Here is a 24,279-nt window from a genome sequence, read left to right as displayed (position 1 = left end):
GTCAAATGGTTCGTTCGAACCGGACTGTGTCATTGACCGGTCAAGGAATTCGTCCGTAACGAGCGTGAGATGGCGTCCGCAAACTACCCGAACAGGATGTCACCCCATCGCAAGAGTCGAACACTCGCCGCGAGCAGGAGCGTAGCGACAGCGAGCGGGCCAACGACTGAGCGGAACGAAGTCCTCGTGAGTGAAACGAACGAGGGCACGGAAGACGCGATGCGTCTTCCGGAGTGAAGCGAAGGAGGAGTGCTTTTGGTCCAGCTTTTACAGGGAGACTGCCAGCGTCGCGCGCTACGGCACGCGACCGCTGGCTTTCGACCGTCGTAAAAGGTGGTTTAGGTCAACTGGATGTCGTCGACGTCGAAGTGGCGCGCGCGAGCAGTTTCGCGGCTTCGATGTTGCGACCGTTCGTTCCGATGGCAACGCCGGTGTCCTGCTGTGCCACCTCGGCGTAGGCGACCGTATCGTTGTTCTCGCTGATAGTGACGTGGTGAACTTCCGCCGGGGCGAGCGCGTTGATGACGAATCGCGCCGGGTCGTCCGCGTCCTCGACGAGTTCCACGTCCGCGTCGAGTTCCTCCTCGACCGTGCGGACGTTCGCGCCTCCCGGGCCGATGGCTTGTCCCATCTCCCCCGGTTTGACGACGAAGATGACGCGTTTCTCCTCCTCGTCGTCTCCATCGTCACCGAGTACGACACAGTCGCGGGCGGTCGCACCCGTCTCGTCCTCGAAGAGGGCGATGTACTGCCGTGCCGTATCGGTGAGTGTGACCGTCATCAGTCGGAGGGTTCCGCGCCGCGACTAACCGAGCCCATCCGGAGGTTCACGTCACCGGTTCCGAGTTTGATCGGCTTGCCGACGATGACGTTCTCGATGACGCCGTTCAAGTCGTCGATTTCGCCGTGGATGGCGGCGTCGAGCAGGTGGTTCACCGTCACCTCGAACGCTGCACGCGCGAGGACGGACTCCTTGCTGCCGGAGATACCGTGACGACCGATGGACTCGATCGTCCCGCGGTTGGTCATGATGTCGGACACGAGCATCAGGTGACGAACGTTCACGTCGTCGAGACCCTGCTCTTCGAGCGTGTCCATCGTCTCCTCGATGATGGACTCGCGGGCCGCCTCCACGCCGAGCGTCCGATAGATCTCGTGGATGTTGTTACACGTCGTTCGGGAGGCATCCACGCCCTCGATTTCGAGCGCGTCGGCGAACGCCGACCCTTCCGTGTAGAGGACGAACTCCTCGCCGTCGTCGAGCGATTCGCGGCGGATGACGACGCGGGAGATCTCCTCGATTCCCTTGAACACGATTTCGCGGAGTTCCTCGACCAACTGGAGTAGCTTGCGGTAACTCGGCTGGTCGGGACCGAACTCGATGACAGTTCCCTGCTGGGTCGTCTGCACGCCCAGGCTGTCCTCGATGATGGAGGCGACCTCGTCCGGGGTGATCATCCGCTCTTCGAGCGTGTCCTCGTTCAGGTTGATGGACACGATCATGTCGGCGACGTTCGTCGAGATGTCACCGAGCGCGAGGATTTTCGTCGCCTCGATGTTCCAGACGACTTCGTGAGCCTTCTCTCGGTTTTCGGCGTACTCGTCTTCGAGGTACACCGTCATGATGGGCGTGTCGGGCGTCTTCCGTGCGTCCACCAGTTCGATGAGGCGCGGAAGCCCCTGTGTCACGTCCATCTCCGCCACACCAGCGTAGTGGAACGTGTTCATCGTCATCTGCGTTCCCGGTTCCCCGATGGATTGGGCACTCACCGTCCCCACGGGGTCGAGCGGGTCGACACGGGTGTCGAGGTAGCGGTGTTCGACCGCTTTGGCGATGTCCGTTACCTGTTCGAGCGAGACGCCATCGCGGGATTCGATGGTCTCGTACACTTCGTCCTTGAGTCGTCGGGGAAGGTCCGTATCCTCGACGATGGCTTCCATATCGTCTGTTACGTTAGTCATCTGACTCCACCTGCCGTGCGTCTGCGTGTTCGGACAGATTCGTCGGCGGCTGTCGGTCGCCGAGGAATTCGAGCTTGCGGGTCTCGCTGTCGAACTCCTCGTCGAGAATCTGGTCTGCGATGCTATCCACGTCTATCGGGTTCTCCTCGGACGAGGAGACCTGAACCGGCGAGGTGCCGTCCTCACCGAACTCGAACTGGACGATGGTGTCGCTGGTGTCGCGCACCGTTCCGTCGTACTGCGTTTCGAGTTCGGACAGGGCGTTGATGAGACGACGCTGAAGGTACCCGGACTTGGAGGTCCGGACTGCCGTGTCCACCAGCCCTTCCCGGCCACCCATCGCGTGGAAGAAGAACTCCAGCGGGGTCAGACCGCCGGTGTAGGAGTGCTCCACGAACCCGTGGGCGTCCGCGGACAGGTCGTCGGCTTGGTAGTGCGAGAGCGTACGGTCCTCGTACCCGCGGTTGATGCGCTCGCCCCGAACTGCCTGCTGTCCGACACAGCCGGCCATCTGGGTCAGGTTGAGCAGCGACCCACGAGCACCGGAGTCGGCCATGATGACTGCCGGGTTGTCGCTCGCGAAGTGATCCTCCGCGATGTCACCGGCCGAGTCACGCGCCTTGCCGAGCGTCTGCATGATCTTCATCTCCAACGTCTCGTCCACGGTTCGACCCGGAAGCGATTCCAGCTCGCCGTTCTCGTACGTCTCGATGAGATCCTGCACGCGGTCGTATGCGTTCTCGATGGCTTCGTCGATCTGGTCCTGTGCGTCCAGCGGAATCGTCTCGTCGTCGATACCGATGGAGAAACCGAAGTGCATGATGGCGCGCATCGCCAACGTCGCGACTTCGTTGATGAAGTGACGGGCGCGGGTCTCGCCGTACACCTTACAGATGGTGTCGACGATCTCCCCGCCGAACGCGCCGACCGCGTCCTCGTCGATCGTCCCTTCGATGAGTTGACCCTCCTCGATGATCACCGTGTCGCCGGTCGAACTCATGAACTCCAGTTCGAGCTCGTCGGGCAGGAGTTCCGAGAACAGCGTCTGGCCCGTCCAGTACGGGGTTCCGTTCTCCTCCGTGCCGTCCTCCTCCGGCAATTCGTCGATCCGTGTCGCACGGAGCAGGTCGAGCGCCTGCGTCTCGTTGAAGTGCGGGTTGTGGTGGGTGAGCAGGTACGTTCCGGAAATGTGGTCCTGAATCGCGCCGATGATGTTCTCACCGAAGCGCGGGGAGAGGATTTGTTCCTGCACACGCATGAGCACGCGCGCTTCCGCGCGTGCCTCCTCGTTCTGGAGTGCGTGCATGTTCATCTCGTCCCCGTCGAAGTCGGCGTTGTACGGGGGACAGACGACGGTGTTCAGTCGGAACGTCTTGTACGGCATCACGACCACTTCGTGGGCCATGATGGACATCCGGTGCAGGGACGGCTGGCGGTTGAAGATGACGATGTCACCGTCGATGAGGTGTCGGTTGACCTCCCATCCCGGCTCGACCTTCTCGGCCAGTTCCTCGCAGTTCTTCTCGGTGACCTTCAGGCGTCGGCCGTCGGGTCGCTTGACGTAGTTCGCGCCGGGGTGACCTTCCGGTCCGTTTCGAACGTAGCGTCGCGCGTCCTCGATGGTTCGCGGCGTGACGTTCATCGTCTGGGTCATCTCGCGGGCGACCCGTCGCGGACACCGACTTCGTTCAGCGAGAGCGTCGGGTCCGGCGAGATGACGGTCCGTGCCGAGAAGTTCACACGCTTTCCGGACAGCGAGCCACGGAAGCGACCTTCCTTGCCCTTCAGGCGCTGGCTCAGCGTCTTCAGCGGACGCCCGGAACGGTGACGAGCGGGCGGCGTGCCCGAAATCTCGTTGTCCATGAACGTCGTGACGTGGTACTGCAGCAGTTCCCACAGGTCCTCGATGATGAGTTGTGGCGCACCGGCCTCGCGGTTCTCCATGAACCGCTGGTTGATGCGGATGATGTCCACCAGCTTGTGGGTCAGGTCGTCCTCGGACCGCTGCCCGTTGTCCAGAGTGATCGACGGGCGAGCAGTCACCGGCGGGACCGGCAGGACGGTCAGGATCATCCACTCGGGACGCGAGCGGTCGGAATCGATACCGAGTGCCTCGATGTCCGAGTCCGGGATGTCCTCGAACCAGTCGCGGATGTCCGAGGGCATCAGCTTGTTCATGTCCTCGGTCGTCAGGTCGATACCGAGCGCCTTCTCGATGGATTTCCGGTCGGCCTCGCGCGGGCGGAACTCCCCGGAAATGATCTGGTTGATGCGCGATATCTCGATACCCGTCTTGTCCGCCAACTCCTGTGGCGCCATGGGTTCGAGGTCCTCGTCCTCCTCGCCGTTCTCGTCACGGCCCTGCATCCGGGAGGCGATTCGCTCGGAGTACTCGCTCGTGAGCACCTGTTGGACCTCGTAGTAGGTCGTCGGCTTCTCGTGGTTGATGTCGTACTGGACTTCACCACAGTGCGGACAGCGGTCCTTCTTCCGCGCCTCGCGGATGGCCGCCTTCGTCACGTCGGTGATGTCGTTGCCGAGTTCCTTCGTCCGCGTGAGCATGCCGTGGTACTTCTCCTGTTCTTCCTCGGTGAGCAGGAGTCGGGAACAGTCGCGGCACGTCCCGCGAAGCAGTCGGCGGATGAGTTTCGTGAAGCCGACGTGGATGACCGGCGCGGCCAGTTCGATGTGACCGAAGTGGCCGTTGCACGACCCGGAGTGTTGTCCGCAGGTCTTGCATTCCAGACCGGGGTCGATGACGCCCAATCGCGGGTCCATCAGCCCCATGTCGATGGGGAATCCGTCGTCGTCGTACGTGTCGGCGGTGATGATCTTCGTCGCCGACATCTCTCGGTACTCCTCCGGGTCCATCAGCCCGAAGCTGATGGATCCGATTTCCTTGGGAGTTTGACTTGTTGCCATTAGACTGCGTCCTCCAGTTCGAGTCGCGGCGCGATGCCAAGCGCCTTCATCTCGTCGAGCAGGAGCTTGAACGCGTAGCTCATCTCGATTTCGTGAATGTCCGTTTCTTCCTCACAGTTCGGGCAGTACACACGGTTCTGGTCGATGTTCTCGACCGCGCTCATTCCACACTGACCGCAGACGTAGATCCATTCGCGGTCGGAGGAGTCGAGCAGTCGCTCCTTGAGCGCCAGCGCGGCACCGTGTCCGATGAGCACCTCACGCTCCATCTCACCGACGCGGAGACCACCCTCGCGGGCACGTCCTTCCGTCGGCTGGCGCGTGAGCACCTGCACCGGTCCACGCGAACGAGCGTGGAGTTTGTTCGACACCATGTGGTAGAGCTTGTGGTAGAGAATGGTGCCGACGAAGATTTCAGCTTCAATCTTCTCGCCCGTCACGCCGGAGTACATGATTTCCTTCCCCGACGATTTGTACCCGCGTTCCTGCAGCGCGGCGCGGAGGTCCTCTTTATCCTCGCCGGTGAACGCGGTTCCGTCCACGCGACGGCCTTCCATCGCGCCGACTTTCCCGCCAATCATCTCCAGCACGTGACCGACCGTCATCCGCGACGGCAGCGCGTGCGGGTTGACGATGAGGTCCGGGACGACCCCTTCCTGCGTGAAGGGCATGTCCTCCTGCGGTGCGATGTGACCGACGACACCTTTCTGTCCGTGTCGCGACGCGAACTTGTCCCCGAGTTCCGGGATTCGCTCGTCACGAACGGACACCTTGGAGAGCTTCGAACCGTCCTCGCCCTCCATCAGCGTGACCGTGTCCACGACGCCGGATTCGCCCGAGCGCATCGTGACACTGGTTTCGCGGCGCTTCTGTGGTGACAGGCCACCCATGTCGTCCGGCTCTTCGAGGAATCGCGGCGGACTCGTCTTCCCCAACAGAACGCTGTTCTCGTCCACGCGCGTCTCGGGGTTGACCAGTCCGTCCTCGTCCAGATGCGTGTACGCGTCCTCACCGCGGGCACCGCGCACGTCGTCGCCCGGAATCTCGAAGCGGTCTTCCTGTCCACCAGGGTAGCGGCGTTCCTCACCCTCGTAGGTACGGAAGAAGTGCGAACGCGCGAGCGCGCGTTCGACGGACCCCTTGTTCATGACGAGCGCGTCCTCGATGTTGAACCCTTCGTAGCTCATGACCGCGACGGTGAAGTTCTGTGCGGCGGGTCGGTCGTCGAACCCGATCTGTTCCGTCGTCTGCGTCTTCACCATCGAGAGCTGTGGGTAGTGGAAGAGGTGCTGTCGCGTGTCCGGGCGAATGCGGTAGTTCGCCGACGGCAGACCGAGCGACTGCTTCATCATCCCTGCACCCATCGTAATCCGCGGGCTGGCGTTGTGCTCCGGGTACGGAATCATCCCGGCACCGATACCGAAGATGAGTTGCGGGTCGATTTCGAGGTGTGTGTGGTCCTCGTTCAACTCGGTGTCATCGACGGCGACGTAGATGTCCTCTTCCTCCTCGGCGTCGATGAACTCGATCTTCCCACGCTCGACGAGGTCTTCGAACGAGAGGTCGCCCTGCTTGAGCGCCTCGGTTTCCTCGTCCGTGATGCGCGTTTCGCCGTCCTCGACCACGAGGAGCGGGCGGCGTGCGCGCCCCGCGTCGGCGTTGATGATGACCTCGCTGGTGCGTCCCTTGACCGAGACGTTGACCATCTCGCTGACGTCGCCCCGTCGGCGCGCCTCGCGGACCTGATCTGCAAGCTGTTCGGGGTCGGGGTGTGTTCCGACCAAACTACCGTTGACGTATACTTTGGCTTCTCGTCCCTGACTCATCAGTCTGCGCTCCCTTCGATGCTCTCGATTCCGGGAATCCCCTCGACGCCCATCGACGAGAGTTCCTGTTTCAGTTCCTGTTCGTCCTCGATGTTCTGGCTGAGTTCCATCGCCTGCGCGAAGTTCTTCACCAGTCCACAGTTCGGCCCTTCCGGCGTCTCGGACGGGCAAATGCGACCCCACTGGGTCGCGTGTAGGTCACGTGCCTCGAAGTGAGGCTGCGAACGACTGAGCGGACTGCGGAGACGGCGAAGGTGTGACAGCACACCCATGAAGTCCGTCCGGTCGACCAACTGCGACACGCCGGAGCGGCCACCGACCCAGTTCCCCGTCGCGATCGGGTGTTCGAGACGCTCGGTGAGAACGTCCGACCGAACCACCGTGTTCACGGACAGTTGTCGGTTACGCATGTTCGCGCGTTCGAGCTGGTACTTCACGTCGCGTGCCAGCTTGTTCAGCGCCGTCCGGAACAGGTCCTTCATCAGGTCGCCGGACACCTTCAGTCGCTTGTTGGCGTAGTGGTCCTTGTCGTCCGAGTCGCGCCGACCCAGTGCGAGTTCGAAACACGCCTCGGCCATCCGGGCGAGGTAGTACGCCTTGTTGATGCGAACTTCCTCCTCCTCGACACCGTCCTCGTGGAGGTGCGGCAGGAGATAGCGGTCGATGACGTAGTTCGCTCGTTTCAACTGGTAGTTCTTGCCCTGCCCGGAGGCGACCCGCTTCCCGAGGGTTTCGATTGCCTCCTCCTGCGTCTGGACTTCGGCGGCCTCCAGATTTTCGAGCATGAACTTCACGATTTCCGGATCGTCGGAGACTCGGTGGACGATCTCCTCGTCGGATTCGAGTCCCAGCGCACGAACGAGCGTGACGAAGTTGACGCTCCCCGAAACGGACGGGAACGACACTTCGAGCAGGCCGTCACGCGAGCGCTCGACCAGAACCAAGGCACGGTATCCTCGGCGCTGGCTGAACGTCTTTGCGACCTGAATCTCGTCGCCGTACTTCGTGTCGTACTCGGCGAGAATCTTGTTCGGTGCCAGGTCCTCGGAGGTCATCAACACCCGCTCGGAACCGTTGACGATGAAGTAGCCGCCGGGATCGGCGGGGTCCTCACCGATTTCGACCAAGTCGTCCTCCTCGAAGTTGGCGATGTTACACTTCTCGGAGCCGACCATGATCGGCATCCGTCCGACCTTCGTCTCGGTCGAATCGACGACGCGTTTGTCGTCGCCTTCGCCTTTGACGATGGTCATCTCCATGAACACCGGCGCGGAGTACGTGATGTTACGGAGGCGTGCCTCCTGCGGGTAGAGGAGTTCTTCACTCCCGTCCGCCTCGCGCACGCGCGGAGTGACCACACGAATGTCGCCCAGTTCGACGAACACCGGTTCCTCTCCTTCCTTGTCACCGATGTCGGTGTCGATGATTCCCTTCTCGGTAACGACTTCCTGCATGCCTCGGTTCAGGAAGGCGTTAAACGAGCGGTAGTGATGCTCCGCGAGTCGTTCTTTCGAGAAATACTCCCTCGATAGTTCGCGTCGATCTTGCTGTTGCATTATTCCACCACGAGTCGATACACGACTGCTCGTTCGGTCGTTCGTGAGTCGCGGACGATTTTGATAACGTCACCCGGCTCTGCGTCGTCGGGCAGTGCTGGGTCGGTCCGTTTGATCTTCGGCAGGTCTGTACTCTTGATGTCGTATTCCGCGAGCACTTCGTCGAGTTCGTCCGAATCGACGATGGTGTGCTCCGGAACCATTTTGTGTTGGCTTACGTCTACCATGTGTGCACGAGTTTCCGGCTAGCGGGAGAAATGGCTATCACGAGATACTACAGGGTATTACACGTAGCACTCATTTAAGGCTTGCTAAACAAGGTTCGCACACGCTCGGCTATCCCGAATACCTCCGCACCGGACGGAGGCAGCCAACTGAACACTGCTATCTACTCCGTTCTGGTATAAATGGTTTGGGCAAGCGGGATGCGTTAACATAGCTCGGCACGAATCCACATACGGAACGTCATTGGAAAGCCTTAAGAGTACAAGCCAGAAAGAAGTGAATGCGAAGGCCCGGGTGGTGTAGTGGCCCATCATACAACCCTGTCACGGTTGTGACGCGGGTTCAAATCCCGCCTCGGGCGCTTTCTGAACTTTCAACTCTCGAACAGAGTCATTTCTACTGATTTCTGTGATTCTCGATTCTTGTGTAGACTGAAGCATTACATGTTCTGTTGGCTCTCGCCCGTAGTTTACTACCCCTTCTACCCCTTCGGTAATTTCGATACCTCGTGAAAATCGATTTCGGAAAATTGTCTCTCTCACCGAAATAGTCAATATAATTGATATAGATCGTTAATACGACAGATGAGATGCTCGGGTGAGACAAATACGAAGGATAGAGGAGATGAAACCGAGGCGAAAGTCATTCACGAAATGATTTCGCATGGATACAGCGTTTCAATCCCATTTGGCGACAATGACAAATACGACTTGATAGTTGATGATGATGGACAGTTATATCGGATTCAGTGCAAAACGGCATGGCAGAACAAGGAGGAAACGATACGATTCAATACTCATTCACAAACAACTAAAAAAGGGAACTATCACGAAAATCAATATCACGGAAAGATCGATGCATTCGTCGTTCGTTATCCAAGAAACGGAAAAACGTACTGGATATATGTGAATGAAGCAACAGTACAGAAAATGGAACTTAGATTCGATGCCAAAATCGACCATCCTTCGATCAATTGGGCGAAAGAGTACGAGTTCACGGGTGAAATCCCACCTAGAAAGTGTGCTTACTATTCACCCACGTAACGTAGTACCATAGAGCGACGAAATCGACACCCCTTAATAAGGGCGCGAGAAAGAAGTGAATGCGAAGGCCCGGGTGGTGTAGTGGCCCATCATACAACCCTGTCACGGTTGTGACGCGGGTTCAAATCCCGCCTCGGGCGTATTTCTTCCGAACTCACCGACGAGCAACGCAGATGCGTTGCTCGTCTCCCAGTGAGGACGAAATCGCCAACGGATTTGAATCAGACCGAGGTTCTGCGCCGTGCGCAGGTTCTCGGGCGTGGTTCAAATCCCGCCTCGGGCGCTTTTCAAACTTTCAACTCTCGAATAGAGTCATCTGTATCCTGTGACGTGATTTCGGGACGAAACCTCACTCCGACACGAGGCAAACCTATACAAATGGTGGCGTCGTGACAGGTGTGGGGGACGAACGAATGGCACGAACGGGGGAGACGGTTCTCATGGGATGGGGAGGATGAATCGTCGGGTAGTTGTCTCGCTCATTCTGGTATTACTGGTCGCTCACGGCGGCTGGACGGCTATGGGGCGCACGGCAGGTACGGCGGCCAGCCAACAGGGGACGCCGAACCCGACGGGATCGTTCAGTATCGTCTCGACCGCGTCGAACGTGCCGATAAACGGATCGGGAAACCTCTCGATCACGTTCGTCAACACCGGACGCGACGTTTCCAACGCGAGTATTCGAGTGCGCTCGCCGAACGAGAGCGTTCGGTTCGGCCCGTCACAGACCGCCAGCAAGTTCGTCGGCAACTGGTCGAAGGGCGAGCGGATAACGGTGAAATTCGGTCTTCTCGCGGAGGAGTTCGCGCGATCCGAGAACTACCCGTTTCAGGCGAGGGTGTCGTACACGACCGCGAACGGCTCTCGGGAGCGAACGGAACCGTACACGTTCGACGTGCGGCCGACCGAGCGGGTTCGTTTGGAGCGGTTCGAGGTGACAGCGATATCCTCGAACGTACAGGCAGGCGACACGGGGACGGTCTCGCTGACCGTCGAGAACACGGGACGAGATGTTCACGACGCCGTCGTCTCGCTCCAGTCGGCGAACGAGCAACTCAGTTTGGGACGGTCGCCGAACGCCAGCCAGTTCGTCAGTCGGTGGTCGTCCAACGAGCGGCGAACGTTCCAGTATCGCGTCACGGCGAGCAACGACACGGTCGGCGGTAACTACCCGTTCAGCCTCTCGATCTCCTATCGGGAGAACGGAACCCGGAACCGAACGAATCCCCATCTCGTCGGCATCATTCCCGACCCCGAACAATCGTTTTCGGTAGGAAACTTGCACAGCACCTTGCGGGTGGGACAACAAGGGTTCGTCTCCGGTACGGTGACCAACGAAGGACCACAGCGCGCCCCGAACGCCGTCCTCGTTCTCGCACCCCAGCGCGGGAACACCACGTTCTCACCGACCGAGACGGAGTACGCGCTCGGGACGCTCGATAGCGGCGAGTCGAAACCGTTCGACTTCCGTATCGACGTGAGCGACACCGCCGACCGCGGCCCGCGACAGCTCTCGTTCGTCGTGCGCTATCAGAATCAGGACGGCGACCCGAGACAGAGCAAATCGCTCGACGCACAAATCGACGTCCATCCCCGGAAGGACGAGTTCCGGATCGATGCGAACCGGGCGTCGGTCGAGGCCGGTTCGACGGGGACGGTGTCGCTCGTCGTCACGAACAATCGGAACGAAACCCTGCGGAACATCGACGCACAGGCGTTCGTGGACAGTCCCTTGACCGTCAACGACAACGAGGCGTTCATCCCGAAACTGGAACCGAATCAGTCGGCGACGATCCGGTTCGACATCGGTGCCGACGGTGGGACGCTTCCGAACACGTACCCGGCGTCGGTCGATTTCCAGTACGATACACCGGACGGCGAGACGAAACTCACCGACACGTACTCGGTTCCCGTTCGAGTGACGTCACCGGAACGCGGTGGCGTCCTGTCGTTCGTGAGCGGTTCGAACGGAATCCTCGTCCTCCTCGGCATCGCCGTCCTGCTCGTCCTCGTGGCCGTGTTCGTCCTCCGCAGGCGGTGACCTCCGATGGTGGACTATCAACGCGTTATCGACTGGCTCGACGTGTGGATCGCCGAGCGGTCGAAAACCGTTCTGCTCGTCTTTCTCGTCCTGACCGCCGTCTTGGGTGTCGGCCTCGTTCGCATCTCGACCGAATCCGGGACGAGCCAGTTCACCGAAAACAGCCCCGCACAGGAGGCGTTCGACGCCGTCAACCGCGAGTTCACGCCACCGTTCGCGGCGGAAAACGGAAGCACACAGCTCATCCAAACCGGCCGGAACGTGCTCTCGAAACCCGAACTGCTGGCGATGCTGGAGGTTCAGTACCGCCTCGAACAGCGGACCGACCTCCGGGTTTCCTCGACGACGAGCGCCGCGAGCATCGTGGCACGAACCATCGATCCGAACGCGACGACGCTCGAAGCACAGGTGCGAACCGTTCGGCAGGCGACGCCGACGGAGATCGAAATCGCCGTTCGACGGGCCTCGGGAACGCCCGGTTTTCGAACCCTTCTGAGCAAGGACTTCAATCCACGGGCGGCCTCGGCCTCGGCGACGATCGCCGTCGTCGATCATCGAATTCCGCGTGGACTCTCACAGCAAGCGGGTGCCGAATCGAGCGCGAACGACCCGCTCACGCGGATCCAACTCCGCTCGGAATCCGTCGTCGGGAGCGTCGATAGCGACATCCGCGTGTTCGGTAGCGGTATCATCTCCTCGGAACTGTCGAGCGTCACGTTCGACTCGCTCATCATCGTCACGCCCGCGGCCGCGATCCTGATACTCGTCTTCCTGATCTTCGCCTATCGTGACCCCTTGGACCTCCTGCTCGGAGTCGTCTCGCTGGTGATGACCGTGGTTTGGACGCTGGGGTTCATGGGTTGGATCGGGATTCCGTTCACACAACTGCTCGTTGCGGTGCCACCTTTGCTCCTTGCGGTCGGTATCGACTACGGCATTCACGCCATCAACCGCTACCGGGAGGAGCGCGTCACCGGACTGGGAATCGGGAGGTCGATGCGACGAACGACCGACCAACTGCTCGTCGCCTTCTTCATCGTCACGGGAACGACCGTGATGGGGTTCGGGTCGAACCTCACGAGTCGCCTGCAACCGATCCGTGAGTTCGGACTGGTCGCCGCGATAGGCATCGTCGTCACGGCGCTCATCTTCGGAATCTTCCTCCCGGCGGCCAAGGTCGAAACCGACCGACTTCGGTACCGGTACGACCTCCCCGTGTTCGGCTTACGACCGCTCGGCGAGGAAGGGTCCGCACTCGGGCGACTCCTGCAAGTCAGCGTCACGCTCGCTCGGCGCGGTGCACCGTTCGTTCTCGCGTTCGCGCTGCTCGTGACGGTCGTTTCGGGGTACTACGCCACCGGCATCAGTACGTCCTTCTCGAACGAGGATTTCCTCCCGCCGGAACAGACGCCGAGCTATCTGCAATCGCTGCCGGAACCGTTCGCGCCGGGGACGTACACCGTCACCCAAACGACGAACTTCCTGGACGAGAAGTTCGCCGCCGTTCAGGGCGACACCGTGACGGTGTACGTTCGGGGGCCGTTACGCGAGGATTACGCGCTGGAATCGATTCAGCACGCGAACCACAACCCGCCGAAGGCGTTCGTCCAGAGGGATCGACAGGCGAGTTCCGAGAGCATCATCACCGTTATCCGGAACTACAGCGCTCAATCATCCGAATTCCGCCGACTCGTCCAACGGAACGACATCGACGGTGACGGCGTTCCGGACGATAACCTCGGCACGATTTACGATCGGTTGCTGTCGTCGCCCGCACGGGACGAGGCACTCCAGTACATCACGGCCGACCAGCGGCACGCACAGGTCGTCTACTCGACGAAAAGCGGTGCGTCACAGGATGCGGTCGCTCGTGATGCCCGAACCCTCGCGGGGCGATATCGTCTCCAAGCGACGGCGACGGGCGAAACCGTCGTATTCCAGTCCGTCGCGTCGATCATCTTCGCCTCGGCTCTCAGGAGCCTCATCACCGCGCTCATCGCGACTGCCGTCTTTCTCGCGTTCGTCTATCGCGTGCTCGTCGGGCGGGCGGCCTTCGGCGTGATCAACCTGCTTCCCGCGTCGTCGCCGTCGCGCTCCTCGCCGGAACGATGCGGTTGTTCGGCATCCCGTTCAACGCGCTCACCGCGACCGTTCTCGCGATCGCGCTCGGGTTGGGAACCGACTACTCGGCCCACGTCGTGCATCGGTTTACCGACGAGTTCGAACAGGGAACGGACGCGTCCGAACGCCCGACGGACGCCGACGTGTTCGACGCCCTCACCCGAACCGTCCGCGGCACTGGCGGTGCGCTGACCGGCAGTATGCTCACGACGGTCGCCGGGACGGGTATTCTCGTTCTCGCCATCACGCCAGTTCTCGGTCAGTTCGGTCTCGTGACGGCTTTGAGTATCTTCTACTCGTATCTCACGGCGATCCTGTTGACGCCATCCGTCATCGTCGTCTGGTATCGCTACTTCCTGTAGAACAGTTATTTCCCTGCCCGTCGAAGGTAGAACGGGATGTACGACGAGATACTCGTCCCGACCGATGGTAGTTCAGAGGTTACCGACGCCATCACGGAAGCACTCGACCTCGCGTCGTTTACGGGTGGGAGGGTACATTCGGTGTACGTCGTCGATACGCGGGATTACAACACGCTTTCGGACACGAAATGGCTCACCATCGAGCGTGACCGAACGGAACTGGGAGAAACGGCGATTTCGGACGTAACACGGGTGGCGGACGAACGGGACGTACCGCTAGAAACGGAACTCCTGCGCGGGATTCCCCACGAGGAAATCCTCTCCTACGCGGACGAACACGGAATCGACGTCATCGTGATGGGGACCCACGCCCGAACCGGTCTCGAACACTTCCTGAACGGGAGCGTCACCGAGAAAGTCATCCGCAATACCGACCTGCCGGTACTCGTGATCCGAGTGACGGCGTAGCTTAGCCGAGCAGTTGGGCGACGCCCCACGCGAGGGCGATAGCGAGGATGGCACCGACGAGGTTGCCGAGGGCGTTGGTGGCCGCGCGGAATCGCTCGCCGGTCTCCCACAACCGAAACGTCTCGAAGGAGAACGACGAGAACGTCGTAAACGAGCCACACGCACCGGTGCCGAGCAGGAGCGCGAGTTGATTCCCGAGGGAGAGGAACGTCACGAGACCCAGGACGAAGCTCCCCACGACGTTCACGGTGAGCGTTCCGATCGGGAACTCGTCGGCATCGATCCGTTCGCCGACGAAATGGCGGCACAGCGCGCCTATCGCACCGCCCGTTCCGACGATGTGGGCGGGGTCGAGCGAACTCATTCCGGCACCTCCGTTTCCGTCGTTTCCTGCTCTGCCATCTTCTCCGCTTCCTTGCTCCTCCCGTTGACGTTACGGGCGAGCATCCGGCCGAGCAGGACGCCCATCAGTCCTAACCCGTAGTTCGCCGCGACGTTGCCGATCATCCAGAGCGGCGACGCCGCTTGCGTCGTCTGCACCGCGAACGTGCTGTAGGTCGTAAACGATGAGAGGAACCCGGTGCCGACCACGACGTGGGTTTGGTCGGCCAGATACCCCATGTAGATGGCCTCGTACAGGATGAATCCCAGTGCGAAACTGCCGGCGACGTTCGCGATGAGCGTCCCCGTCAAGCCGGGTTGGACGAGGCTGACGAAGTAGCGGAGGTTCGACCCCGCAAACCCGCCGACGCCAACCAATAGCAGAACTTCTAACGTGTGGAGTGGATGTGTACGTCCCATATCTGTCGCTCTCGAAAAGGAGTCATCAGCCGACGTGTTCGGCGGTTGGGGGAGGCGGACTCCATCGCCCGGTTAGTCACTGTTCCCTCCCGAATCCACTTAACGAACTCGAAAGGAGCCGGATATTACCGGTTCGCGAATTCGCTCGCGCTTGGACTCCCGCCGCCGTGTTCGACGTCTCGCTCCCGAATCCGTATCTCGTGGACGTTCTCCGTCGCGTCGTCCACGACGAGGGCTTCTCCCGGTGTTTCGGACATTCGGTCGGCGAACGACCCGTGCATGTACGTCGGGCGAGCACGAGCCAACGCCTCCCGGTCGCCCCGCGAAGTCAGTCGGTGGGCCACGAGCAGATCCGACTGGGAAACCGCCACGTCCGGAAGCGCAGCGGGACGCTGGGTCGCGGCGACGAAACTGACGCCCGGTCGTCGACCCCGAGTCAGGATGGTTTCGAGCGCCGTCCCGGCGATTCCGTCGAAGAACGCGTGCGCCTCGTCGACGACCAGCCACGGAAGCGTCGCTACCGATTCCCTGACCTGGGAACGATACAGGTCGTCGGCAATCGCCCGAACGACGGCGTTCATCGGCGCGTCGTCGTAGACCGAACAGTCCAGTATCGTCGCCGACGCCACGCAGTCCGTCGCGGCGAGTCCATCGGGCGAAAACACGCCCCACGAGTCGGCGAGCGCGAGATGATTCCGGGCCGTGCGGCGGGTAGCCCGCGCGACGTCCGCGCCCGAGACGTATTCGTGCATCCCGGCCAGCGACCCCGTCTTCGCGGCGGCCTGCCACACCAGCGACCCGGCCGAATCCTCGTGATCGAGTCCGAGCAACTCACACCACGCACGCGGGGAAAGTGCGTCCGCCGACACGCGAGGGTTCTCGACCACGTCGAATCCGGAGACGTCTGCAAACGTCCGGAACGCCCCCATCGGGTCGGCGACGACAGGGGTGACGCCCGCCGTCTTCGCGAGTTCCTCGATCAGCACGCCGAGCGTGTAGGACTTCCCGTACCCGCGCTTGCCGACGACCAGCGTGGCGTGTGGTCCGTCCAAATCGATCCGAACCGGCGCACCTGCACTGCCGTCGCGGGCTCGATAGGTGCCGAGCCTTCCCGAAACACCCGAAACACCCGAAACATCCATGTCGCCCGCTCGCCCCAAAACGTCGGTCATGTGGGGTGTTGGCTTCGCTCTCCGGTATAAACCTTCGTCCGAGGGTTTATACTCCAAACCGGAACCACTCCGGGCCATGTCAGTGCGTCAGCGGCTACGGCAGGTGAAGCATCGTCGTGGGACTCGGGCGTTTCGGTCGGACGAGCGGGCTATCGAAGGGCTTCCGATTCGACTTGTCATCGCGCTCGTCGTCGGCGTCGCCAGTCTCGGGGTGATGATGAACATGTTGTCGGGGCTTCACGGGTTGACGGTGAGCGAACTCGACGCGAAACCGTCGCCCGAGGTAGTCCATCCGGGTTATCACTCGGTCGATATCTCGGTCATCGATTCGGACGGCAACCCCGTCGCAGGGGCGACAGTCGTCGTCAAGGGCGATTCGGCCACGTTGAAACACATCCAGACCGCGACGACGGATGACGATGGGAAAGCGACACTGTCGATACGTCCCGGATTGGGACCAAATCAGGACGATGGCACGCTCGAAATCGACATTAAACCACCCGCGGGAAGCAAGTTCGAGGACAAGCAAGGGAACACGAAAATACTGGTCGTATCCGGATAGGAAACGGGTGATGGACCGTGAACCCGCTCGGGCTCCGGGTCGTTACGGGGCTGTTTCCCGCGCAGTAGGTTCAAAGAAACAGCTCAATTCAAATAGTAACAGCTATCATCCCCCTCCTTCTACCGTGTTCCATATGGCAATGGCTCGTTGTCGACACTGCGGTCTGCAGATGATCGGCACGTCTTACCCTGTAGCGACGAAGTGGTATCACGATCATCTCCGCGACGAACATCCGAAGGCGTGGCTGCACGCGTAGTTTGACTCGATGACTGCGATCTGAATCGCTGTTCTTCCCCCGTTCGTGGGGAGACATCTCGATTAAGGAGACCATTCTATCGTGTTGTCCGCCGGACACTCGAACGGTTCCCGGTCGAGTCCCCCGTCTACCGGCGAAAAGTACGTTCTTTATGACGATTCCACACCATCATCGAGTGATACCCCATGACGACGTACATCGCTTTTCTACGCGGCATCAACGTCGGTGCGCACAATCGAATGAAGATGGATGCCCTCCGCGACCTCTGCCGATCACTCGGATTCGAACACGTTCGAACCTACATCCAGAGCGGGAACGTCGTGTTCGAGACGGACGATTCGACCGCGAACGAACTCGAAGACGAACTCGTGGATGCCGTCGAAGCGTCGTTCGGGTACGATATCTCGGTCATGGTCAGGACACGCGACGAACTCCACGAAATTATCGACCGATGTCCGTTCGCGCAATCGGAGGACGGGACGACGAAGCTGTACGTCTCGTTTTTGAACGACTGCCCCGATGACGAGCGGATTCGAACGCTTTCAGCCGCCGGGAACGACGCCGAGGAGTTCGAAACTTTGAACCGCGAAGTGTACAGCCGTATTCGAACGGACGAGCGGAAAAGCGGCCAGTTCACCGATGTCGGGGATGTTCTGGATATGCCTGCGACGCGACGCACGTGGAACGTGGTCACGAGGGTACACGAGTTAGCGCGGTAAATCCGTCCCTCGTTTCGACCCTATCGGCCTTTTCGTTTTTAACTGGTGATGGTCGTAGTAGACGTATGTCCCGGAACGAGGGAATCGAGCGGGGAACCCGAAACGCGCTCGCCGCATGGCTTCTCGTCGCCATGATCGGTATCACCGTACTCGCGAGCGTTCTCGGCGGGGATTTCCTCTGGGCTGGTCTCGGTCTCGTCGCCCTCGCATTCGCGCTGATTCCCGTCGGAGCGCACCACCGCCCGACGACGATGGTGCCGTGGGAAGCGCTCTGTTTCGTCGCAATTCCCCTCGCGAGTGTCCCGTTCGGTTCGGTTCTTCCCCGCTCCGTCGCGACGTTTCTGACCGTCGCGGGACTTGCGCTGGTGCTGGCGGTGGTATTGGACGCGTTCACCGAAGTCGAACTCTCCCCGTGGTTCGCGGTCCTGTTCGTCGTCATCACGACCATGGCGATTGCCGGTCTGTGGGCGGTCGTCCAGTGGGTCGCCGACCGGACGCTCGGTATGCACGACTTGCACGGACTCCAAAGCCTGATGTGGTCGCTGCTCGCCGCGACCCTCGCCGGTCTCGCGGCCGGAATCGTGTTCGCGACGTACTTCCGGCACATCGATTCGCGCCGATTCGGCTTTCGGGATGGTGGCAAGCGACGCGACTCGGAGGAGACGACGGCCGTCCAGTCGTCGGACGGATGGCTCTCGGATGACCAACAACGGTTGCTGGTGCGGTCGCTTCAGGTGGTCCTCGTCGGCGTACTGGCGTACGGCCTGTACCGGGCGAACGTTGGCATCGTCGTCAACACGGCAGTCGCGCTCGCGCTGATGGAGTTACCGGCGGTGCTCGAACGGGATTACCACTTGCCAGTCGATACCGGCCTAACGCTCTGGATCGTCGTCCCGGTCTTTCTGCACGCGGTCGGGACCGTCGGTCTGTACGAGTCCGTCGGCTTGTGGGACCAGTTGACCCACACCCTCTCCTCCTCGCTCGTCGCGGCGGCGGGCTACACGACGGTGCGGGCGCTCGACGTCCACGCCGATTCCATCTACCTTCCCCGGAAGTTCATGCTGCTGTTCATCCTCCTCTTCACGCTCGCGTTCGGCGTCCTCTGGGAACTGCTGGAGTTCGGACTCGGCGGGTTGGCGACGATGACGGGAACGGGGAGCGTCCTGTCGCAGTACTCGCTCGAAAACACGATGCTCGACTTGATGTTCGACACCGTCGGGGGAGTCATCGTGGCCGTCTGGGGGGCGACACACCTGTCGAACGTCTCCGATGCGGTCGCCGCGCGGTTGGATGCCGGGGCGGAGTGACGGGCGACGGCCTAGAAACCTATGGAACTCCCGTCCCTCGATTCTAGTCATGAGTTCCCCCGAAGACGGATTCGACGATGCGTACGCCGGAACACCACCGTGGGACATCGGTCGCCCGCAGTCGGCCATCCGCTCGTTGTTCGAGCGGGACGAAATACCGTTCGAGGGCCCGATTCTCGACCTCGGTTGTGGAACCGGAGAGAACTCGCTCTTCCTCGCCGACCGCGGATACACCGTTCTCGGAGTCGATGCGTCCCCCCGTGCCATCGAGCAGGCGAAAGCGAAGGCGGAAACCCGTGACGTCGCCGGGGACATCGACTTCCGGATCGAGGACGCGCTTTCGCTGGACGGCGTCGAGGACGAGTTCGGCGTCGTCGTCGACTGCGGCCTGTTTCACGTCTTCGACGACGAAACCCGACGAACGTACGTCTCGTCGCTGGCGAGCGCCGTCGGGCCGGACGGGCACGTCGTCATCCTCTGTTTCAGCGACCGGGAACCCGGAGAGTGGGGACCGCGACGAATCAGCGAGGAGGAACTCCGGACGGCGTTCGAGGACGGTTGGGAAATCGTGAAAATCGACCCTGCACGGTTCGAAGTCAACGCGCAGGGAGAGGACGTCTCACCGTCCAACGACGAGAGCGTCGAAGCGTGGCTCACGGTGGTTCGACGCGCCGTGAAATAACGAATATTCGCCGCTTCTCGGGAGCTACAATCCGTCGCCGTCCCAGTCGATCCACTCGTGTTCCCAGCCGCGACGGGTCTGAAAGTGGCGTTCCGCGAACTCGCGGTCCTCGCGGTCGGTTCGGTTCCGTTCGACGGTATCGGCCTGTTCGCCGTCCACGAGGAGCGGCGAAAACGCGACGGTGCCGAACTCATCCGCGACTTCGGAGGTTCCATCACGGGTGCGCTCGACGGCGGCCAACCGCTGTGTGCCGCCGCCCAACGGGACGACCAACCGGCCGTCGGGCGTCAGTTGTTCGACGAGGGCGTGCGGCGGTCGGATGGACGCCGCTTCCACGACGATTCGGTCGAACGGTGCGTACTCGGGGAGTCCGTCCGCACCGTCGCGGCAGTCCACGAAGACACCGTCGTAGCCCGCGGACGCGAGGTTCTGCCGAGCCTCGTAGACGATGGTTCGCGTGATATCGACCGCGTGGACGTTCTCCTCGCCCACGATTTCAGCGAGCACGGCGGACGTGTAGCCGACGCCAGCGCCGACGACGAGAACGGAATCGGTCTCCCGAACGTCGAGGGCTTCCAGCAGTTGGGCGACGGTGCTCGGCGACAGTATTTTCGTCCCTCGGTGGTCGAACGACTGGTCGGTGTAGGCACCTTCGTGTGCTTCGAGGGGGACGAACTCGTGGCGGGGGACTGTCCGAAGTGCGAGACCGATGTACTCGCTCCGAACGAGTCCTTTCATCTCGTGTTCGAGGCTGGCGACCATATCGTCGCGCAGCGCCGACGGTTCCATGGTTCGGCTTGGGTTCCGACGTTCTTCAATGGCGCGGCCTGTGTCCGATAATTGCTTGCTGTTGCGTGCCCGGGATGTCGCGCACGTCGACGGATTCGAAGCCAGCGCCCTCGAACCACTCCCGGAACTGAGTCTCGTCGTAGGTATCGCCGTTCTCGGTCACCGCGAGCATGTGCGCCCCGAACAGCGCCGCGTCGTCGGCCCACCCTCGGACCTTGTCGGTGAAGACCGCCACGCCGCCGGGGGAAAGCGCATCGAACGCGTTTTCGAGAAGCGTCCGGTTCTCGTCCGGGCCGAACGCGTGGGCGACCCGCGAGCAGAACGCGAGGTCGAATCCGGTCGGAAGGTCGTCGGTCGCATCGCCGGGGACGAGTTCGACGGGTTCGTGTTCGAGGAACTTGCGGTCGGCCTCGATGACGTCTGGTCGGTCCAACAGCGTCACGTCGAAGCCACGACGGGCGAACTCCTTCGAGAACTCACCCGGCCCGCCGCCGATGTCGAGGACGCGCTCCGCGTGGGGGTTCTCGTGAACGGCTTCCGTGACGCAGGTGCGGACCGTCGTCTCGTCGATGGTCGCCATCGCGCCCATGAAGTTGGCCGTCCATTCCTCGGACGGGTCGGGCGAGTCTCCAGTCAGCATTGTCTCCGGGAGCGCGAGCCACCCCTCCAGACAGTCCATGTAGTGGGGCATACGACCGATGGAACGCACGTCCGTCTTGGCGAACAGTCCGAGTGCTCGATTGGTCGCCTCGTATTCGCCATCGACCGTTTCGAGGTAGCCCAGTTCGGCCATCGCGGCGAGCGTGATTCGTGCGGCGCGCTCGGTGACGCCCGTTTCCGCGGCGACTTCGACCGGCGTTCCAGCGTGGAACATGACGGCCTCGATGATGCCCGTCTCGCGGGCGGCCCACAGCAAACACAACTCGCGATAGTCCATGCAGAACCGACGATGGCGAGTCGAAAAAAGCTACGTGTCGGAAGTTTCTGCCCGTCCACTTACCACGCGGACCACGCCGTCGAACCCTCGTCCTCGGCGTAGATTCGTTTCACGTCCTTGGCAAGGACGGCGTCGCCGTCGAAGTCCAGTCGGTCGTGGTCGTAGCCCGACGCGTCGTCCGTGACGAGGATGCCGTCGATGGTGAACTCCTCCTTCGCGAGTTCTTCCCGTTCGCCGACGACGAACTCGTAATCTCCCGGAATGTTCACCTTGACACTTCGGGAGTTGTCCCGTCGGCCGTCGTTGGGGTGAATCGTGACGTTGACGCTCACGTTGTCCACGGCGCGCGTCCAGATGGTTTCGACGTCGGGGGCCACCGACTCCTCGACGCGGCGGTCGTCCTCCTGTTCGAGGCTGGTGATTCGGACGACGAAGATGGCCTCGTCGGTTTCGAGGACGAACTCCTCGCCGACCGCCAGCGTCTCCTCGACGGGAACGTCCGCCTTCGCGGTGAACGACTCGCCTTCCTGCGAGACGACGACGTCGATTTCCTTGGTCTTCTCCTCCTCGATTTTCGTCTTGTGGACGTGGTCGCACTCGGTACATCGCACCGTCGCCTGTCCACCCGGCTTGAGGACTTCGTGAACCGTCTCCAAATCGGGGGAACAGGATGGGCAGACGACTGCCACACGTTCCGCTGTATCGCTCATGGAGCGGTGTAGGAAGTCAGGCCGTAAAAGTGCGTGGAGTTGTGGGAGAGGACGGCAAACGGAACACTCATGGAATCCGGCCGTACTCGTAGAGTCGAAATGAGACGGCGGAGGTTCGTCGGGAAAATCGGTGTCGGTGCCGTGACGCTGTCGCTCGGCGTCTCCGGTTGTAGCGAGTTCGTCGGCGGGGAAAACGAAGTCACGATTCCGCTGTTCGTCACGAACTACGACGGGATGGACCGGACGCTCACCGCGATTTGGCGCGCCGACGATGGAGAACGAGGTCGGGAAACGGGTACCGTTCCCGCCGGAAACCGGATTCGAATCGCCGATATCGGTGCGGACAACGGCGTAACCGTCGAACTCCCGACCGGATTTTCGAAGGGTGGTGGTCCGTTCTGGGATGCGACCTCGGCGGAAATATACCTCACCGTGAACGACGGTATCCAAATTCTCCCGTCGAAATCCGGGTGAACCTCACCCGTCGAAGTATAACTCGTAGTGGTTCGCACAGGCCGGATTGAATTCGGCGTCACAGTCGGGACACTGCGAGCCAGAATCGAGATACTCCGCAATCGTCAGTTCCGCACCGCAGACGCCGCACAGCACCGCCTCGGTGTCCCGTTCGTCTTCCGGCCACGTTTCGCGCGGATGCTCGGCGACCGCGTCGTGACACCGAAAACAGGGATAATACTCGTCACAGCACGGGAACCGAATTGCGATCACGTCACGCTCCGTGTCGTAGTGGGCACAGCGCGTTTCGGCGTCTACATCGACGCCGTGGACGTCGATTCCGTGGATGGTTCGCATCTGCTGGTCGATTTTATGGCTGTGGCAGTTCGACTTCCTCGCCGTCCGCGTAGACCGTCGGCTCACGAATGATGCCGTCGAGGTGGAGCGGAGCGTCCGTGTCGCCGCCGATGCCCGCGTCGTCGCCGATGGCGATGTGGACCGTGCCGCCCGCCTTCTCGTCGAGGAGGACGGAGCCGACGAGTTCGGTGACCGCGACGTTGGTGCCGATGCCGAGTTCGGCGAGGTTGTAGGCGTCCTGTCCGACTTCCTCCGCTCCCGTCTCGACCTGCTCGCGGATTTCGTCGTCGCTGATACTCGTGACGTAGCCGTCTTCGACTTCGAATTCGAGTGTCTGGCCGTCTTCGAGGAGGCCGTGCGGGCGCATGGTGCCGTCCACGACGTACTTGCCGTTCACGTTCTCGGGGCTGACGAACACCTCGCCCGCGGGAAGGTTGGTGAAGTCGCCGGGTTCGTGACAGAGGCCGGTGTCGTCGTACCACTCGCGGTCGCCGGGTTCGAAGGTGATGTCCGTCCCCTTCTCGGTCGTGACGCGAATCTCCTCCGCGTCCTCGACCTGCGCGAGCACGTCCTTGCAGTGCTCGTCGATGTTCTCGTAGTCGGCGGCGAGACCCGTCACCATCACTTTTTGTGTGATGCCGGGGAGGGTGGCGATGCGTGCCCCCTCGTCGTTCGCGTTTCCGCGTGCGCGGGTGTGGCTCAAACTCTTCGTCGTCGGCGCGAGGACGACGTCGGCGGCGGCCATCGCGGCGGCGACGGCGGCCGGTGGCTCCTCGCCGTGCTGGTTTCCGACGGGATAGCGGGTGATCGTCACGTCGTCGCTGATCTCGCTGGCGGTGTCGTACAGCGCCTTGCCGATGTCCCAGCGCTTGTCGTCGGTGATTATCGCACACGACTCGTCGGCTTCGAGTGCCATACACTGCTCGACGGCGGTCTTCGCGGCGTCGTCCAGACTCATAAATGGCGGTTGCGTTCGGGAGCGGTTAGGTGTTCCCTTTCGTGGCGTTT

The 24,279-nt window shown here is 61.6% G+C and carries 20 protein-coding genes, 2 tRNA genes, 3 pseudogenes and 1 riboswitch; of the genes and pseudogenes, 11 read left to right on the top strand and 14 right to left on the bottom strand.

The genetic code is table 11. The annotated features are described in order from the left end of the window. Positions 1-338 precede the first annotated feature (338 nt). From A4G99_RS13290 to A4G99_RS13265, 6 genes and pseudogenes are all read right to left on the bottom strand, one after another. Positions 339-781: pseudogene (locus A4G99_RS13290) on the bottom strand (NusA-like transcription termination signal-binding factor). Beyond that, positions 781-1,962, bottom strand: coding sequence for a DNA-directed RNA polymerase subunit A'' (gene rpoA2 / locus A4G99_RS13285; protein ID WP_066144418.1), 1,182 nt, complete (start codon positions 1,960-1,962; stop codon positions 781-783). Before rpoA2 ends, A4G99_RS13290 begins: the two are co-directional and overlap by 1 nt. Beyond that, positions 1,955-4,884 (bottom strand): annotated as a pseudogene (locus A4G99_RS13280) (DNA-directed RNA polymerase subunit A'). The gene rpoA2 and the pseudogene A4G99_RS13280 overlap by 8 nt, the downstream one beginning before the upstream one ends. Next, entirely contained in the window at positions 4,884-6,710 is a 1,827-nt protein-coding gene (rpoB, locus tag A4G99_RS13275; RefSeq protein WP_190303755.1) for a DNA-directed RNA polymerase subunit B, read from the bottom strand. The pseudogene A4G99_RS13280 and the gene rpoB overlap by 1 nt, the downstream one beginning before the upstream one ends. After that, positions 6,710-8,266, bottom strand: a complete 1,557-nt coding sequence (locus A4G99_RS13270; protein ID WP_066145217.1) for a DNA-directed RNA polymerase subunit B'' — start codon at positions 8,264-8,266, stop codon at positions 6,710-6,712. The genes rpoB and A4G99_RS13270 overlap by 1 nt, the downstream gene beginning before the upstream one ends. Beyond that, complete coding sequence (locus A4G99_RS13265) at positions 8,266-8,493, bottom strand: DNA-directed RNA polymerase subunit H (protein WP_066144413.1); 228 nt, start codon at positions 8,491-8,493, stop codon at positions 8,266-8,268. Before A4G99_RS13265 ends, A4G99_RS13270 begins: the two co-directional genes overlap by 1 nt. A 286-nt stretch (positions 8,494-8,779) precedes the next feature. Between A4G99_RS13265 and A4G99_RS13260 the strand changes: the two genes are divergently transcribed. The 6 genes and pseudogenes from A4G99_RS13260 (at position 8,780) to A4G99_RS13235 (ending at position 14,526) form a co-directional block, all read left to right on the top strand. After that, positions 8,780-8,852: transfer RNA gene (locus A4G99_RS13260), tRNA-Asp, on the top strand. 223 nt (positions 8,853-9,075) lie between these two features. Further along, positions 9,076-9,534, top strand: a complete 459-nt coding sequence (locus A4G99_RS13255) for a group I intron-associated PD-(D/E)XK endonuclease (protein ID WP_066144411.1) — start codon at positions 9,076-9,078, stop codon at positions 9,532-9,534. Between the two features lie 67 nt (positions 9,535-9,601). Continuing rightward, positions 9,602-9,674: transfer RNA gene (locus A4G99_RS13250), tRNA-Asp, on the top strand. Positions 9,675-10,054: 380 nt separating this feature from the next. Further along, positions 10,055-11,575: a COG1361 S-layer family protein gene (locus A4G99_RS13245; RefSeq protein ID WP_223301870.1), complete on the top strand. Its 1,521-nt coding sequence runs from the start codon at positions 10,055-10,057 to the stop codon at positions 11,573-11,575. Between the two features lie 6 nt (positions 11,576-11,581). Further along, positions 11,582-14,058, top strand: a pseudogene (locus tag A4G99_RS13240) (RND family transporter). A gap of 36 nt (positions 14,059-14,094) precedes the next feature. Further along, positions 14,095-14,526, top strand: coding sequence for a universal stress protein (locus A4G99_RS13235; protein WP_066144407.1), 432 nt, complete (start codon positions 14,095-14,097; stop codon positions 14,524-14,526). 1 nt (position 14,527) lies between these two features. On the opposite strand, the gene crcB (A4G99_RS13230) is transcribed toward A4G99_RS13235, so the two are convergent. From crcB (A4G99_RS13230) to A4G99_RS13220, 3 genes are all read right to left on the bottom strand, one after another. After that, positions 14,528-14,890 (bottom strand): fluoride efflux transporter CrcB, encoded by a 363-nt coding sequence (gene crcB, locus A4G99_RS13230; protein ID WP_066144405.1) that lies wholly within the window; start codon positions 14,888-14,890, stop codon positions 14,528-14,530. Next, positions 14,887-15,327: a fluoride efflux transporter CrcB gene (gene crcB, locus A4G99_RS13225; protein WP_066144402.1), complete on the bottom strand. Its 441-nt coding sequence runs from the start codon at positions 15,325-15,327 to the stop codon at positions 14,887-14,889. Before crcB (A4G99_RS13225) ends, crcB (A4G99_RS13230) begins: the two co-directional genes overlap by 4 nt. A gap of 9 nt (positions 15,328-15,336) precedes the next feature. Continuing rightward, a riboswitch (Fluoride riboswitch) is annotated at positions 15,337-15,405 on the bottom strand. Between the two features lie 47 nt (positions 15,406-15,452). After that, positions 15,453-16,499, bottom strand: coding sequence for an ATP-binding protein (locus tag A4G99_RS13220; protein WP_066144399.1), 1,047 nt, complete (start codon positions 16,497-16,499; stop codon positions 15,453-15,455). Positions 16,500-16,575: 76 nt separating this feature from the next. Here A4G99_RS13220 and A4G99_RS13215 point away from each other — a divergent pair, with 76 nt between their 5' ends. The 4 genes from A4G99_RS13215 to A4G99_RS13200 all read left to right on the top strand — a co-directional run bounded on the left by A4G99_RS13215 (position 16,576) and on the right by A4G99_RS13200 (position 20,025). Beyond that, the gene (locus A4G99_RS13215) at positions 16,576-17,061 is read left to right on the top strand and encodes an Ig-like domain-containing protein (RefSeq protein ID WP_066144396.1); all 486 of its coding nucleotides are present in this window, start codon (positions 16,576-16,578) and stop codon (positions 17,059-17,061) included. A gap of 441 nt (positions 17,062-17,502) precedes the next feature. Next, on the top strand, positions 17,503-18,036 hold the full coding sequence (locus tag A4G99_RS13210; protein ID WP_066144393.1) for a DUF1697 domain-containing protein: 534 nt from the start codon (positions 17,503-17,505) through the stop codon (positions 18,034-18,036). A gap of 65 nt (positions 18,037-18,101) precedes the next feature. Beyond that, positions 18,102-19,343, top strand: a complete 1,242-nt coding sequence (locus A4G99_RS29400) for a hypothetical protein (protein WP_066144390.1) — start codon at positions 18,102-18,104, stop codon at positions 19,341-19,343. A gap of 49 nt (positions 19,344-19,392) precedes the next feature. Beyond that, a complete protein-coding gene (locus A4G99_RS13200) occupies positions 19,393-20,025 on the top strand; it encodes a class I SAM-dependent methyltransferase (protein ID WP_066144387.1) in 633 nt (210 codons plus the stop codon). A gap of 24 nt (positions 20,026-20,049) precedes the next feature. Here the strand turns inward: A4G99_RS13200 and A4G99_RS13195 are convergent, their stop codons facing one another. From A4G99_RS13195 to A4G99_RS13185, 3 genes are read right to left on the bottom strand one after another with little or no spacing between them, the layout of a single operon-like run. Then, positions 20,050-20,814, bottom strand: coding sequence for a protein-L-isoaspartate O-methyltransferase (locus A4G99_RS13195; protein ID WP_066144384.1), 765 nt, complete (start codon positions 20,812-20,814; stop codon positions 20,050-20,052). A gap of 25 nt (positions 20,815-20,839) precedes the next feature. After that, positions 20,840-21,751, bottom strand: a complete 912-nt coding sequence (locus A4G99_RS13190) for a class I SAM-dependent methyltransferase (protein WP_066144381.1) — start codon at positions 21,749-21,751, stop codon at positions 20,840-20,842. 59 nt (positions 21,752-21,810) lie between these two features. Beyond that, positions 21,811-22,461: an HVO_0476 family zinc finger protein gene (locus A4G99_RS13185; protein WP_066144378.1), complete on the bottom strand. Its 651-nt coding sequence runs from the start codon at positions 22,459-22,461 to the stop codon at positions 21,811-21,813. A gap of 99 nt (positions 22,462-22,560) precedes the next feature. On the opposite strand from A4G99_RS13185, the gene A4G99_RS13180 reads away from it, so the two are divergent. Beyond that, positions 22,561-22,935 (top strand): hypothetical protein, encoded by a 375-nt coding sequence (locus A4G99_RS13180; protein WP_066144376.1) that lies wholly within the window; start codon positions 22,561-22,563, stop codon positions 22,933-22,935. A 3-nt stretch (positions 22,936-22,938) separates the two neighbouring features. Here the strand turns inward: A4G99_RS13180 and A4G99_RS13175 are convergent, their stop codons facing one another. Next, positions 22,939-23,271: a CHY zinc finger protein gene (locus A4G99_RS13175; RefSeq protein ID WP_066144372.1), complete on the bottom strand. Its 333-nt coding sequence runs from the start codon at positions 23,269-23,271 to the stop codon at positions 22,939-22,941. A 13-nt stretch (positions 23,272-23,284) separates the two neighbouring features. Next, positions 23,285-24,229: an aminopeptidase gene (locus A4G99_RS13170; protein WP_066144369.1), complete on the bottom strand. Its 945-nt coding sequence runs from the start codon at positions 24,227-24,229 to the stop codon at positions 23,285-23,287. Positions 24,230-24,279 lie beyond the last annotated feature (50 nt).

It is taken from the genome of Haladaptatus sp. R4 (genome assembly GCF_001625445.1).
Lineage (GTDB): Archaea > Halobacteriota > Halobacteria > Halobacteriales > Haladaptataceae > Haladaptatus.
The sequence above is the reverse complement of the archived record's forward strand: the minus strand, read 5'-3'. Positions and strand labels throughout refer to the sequence as shown.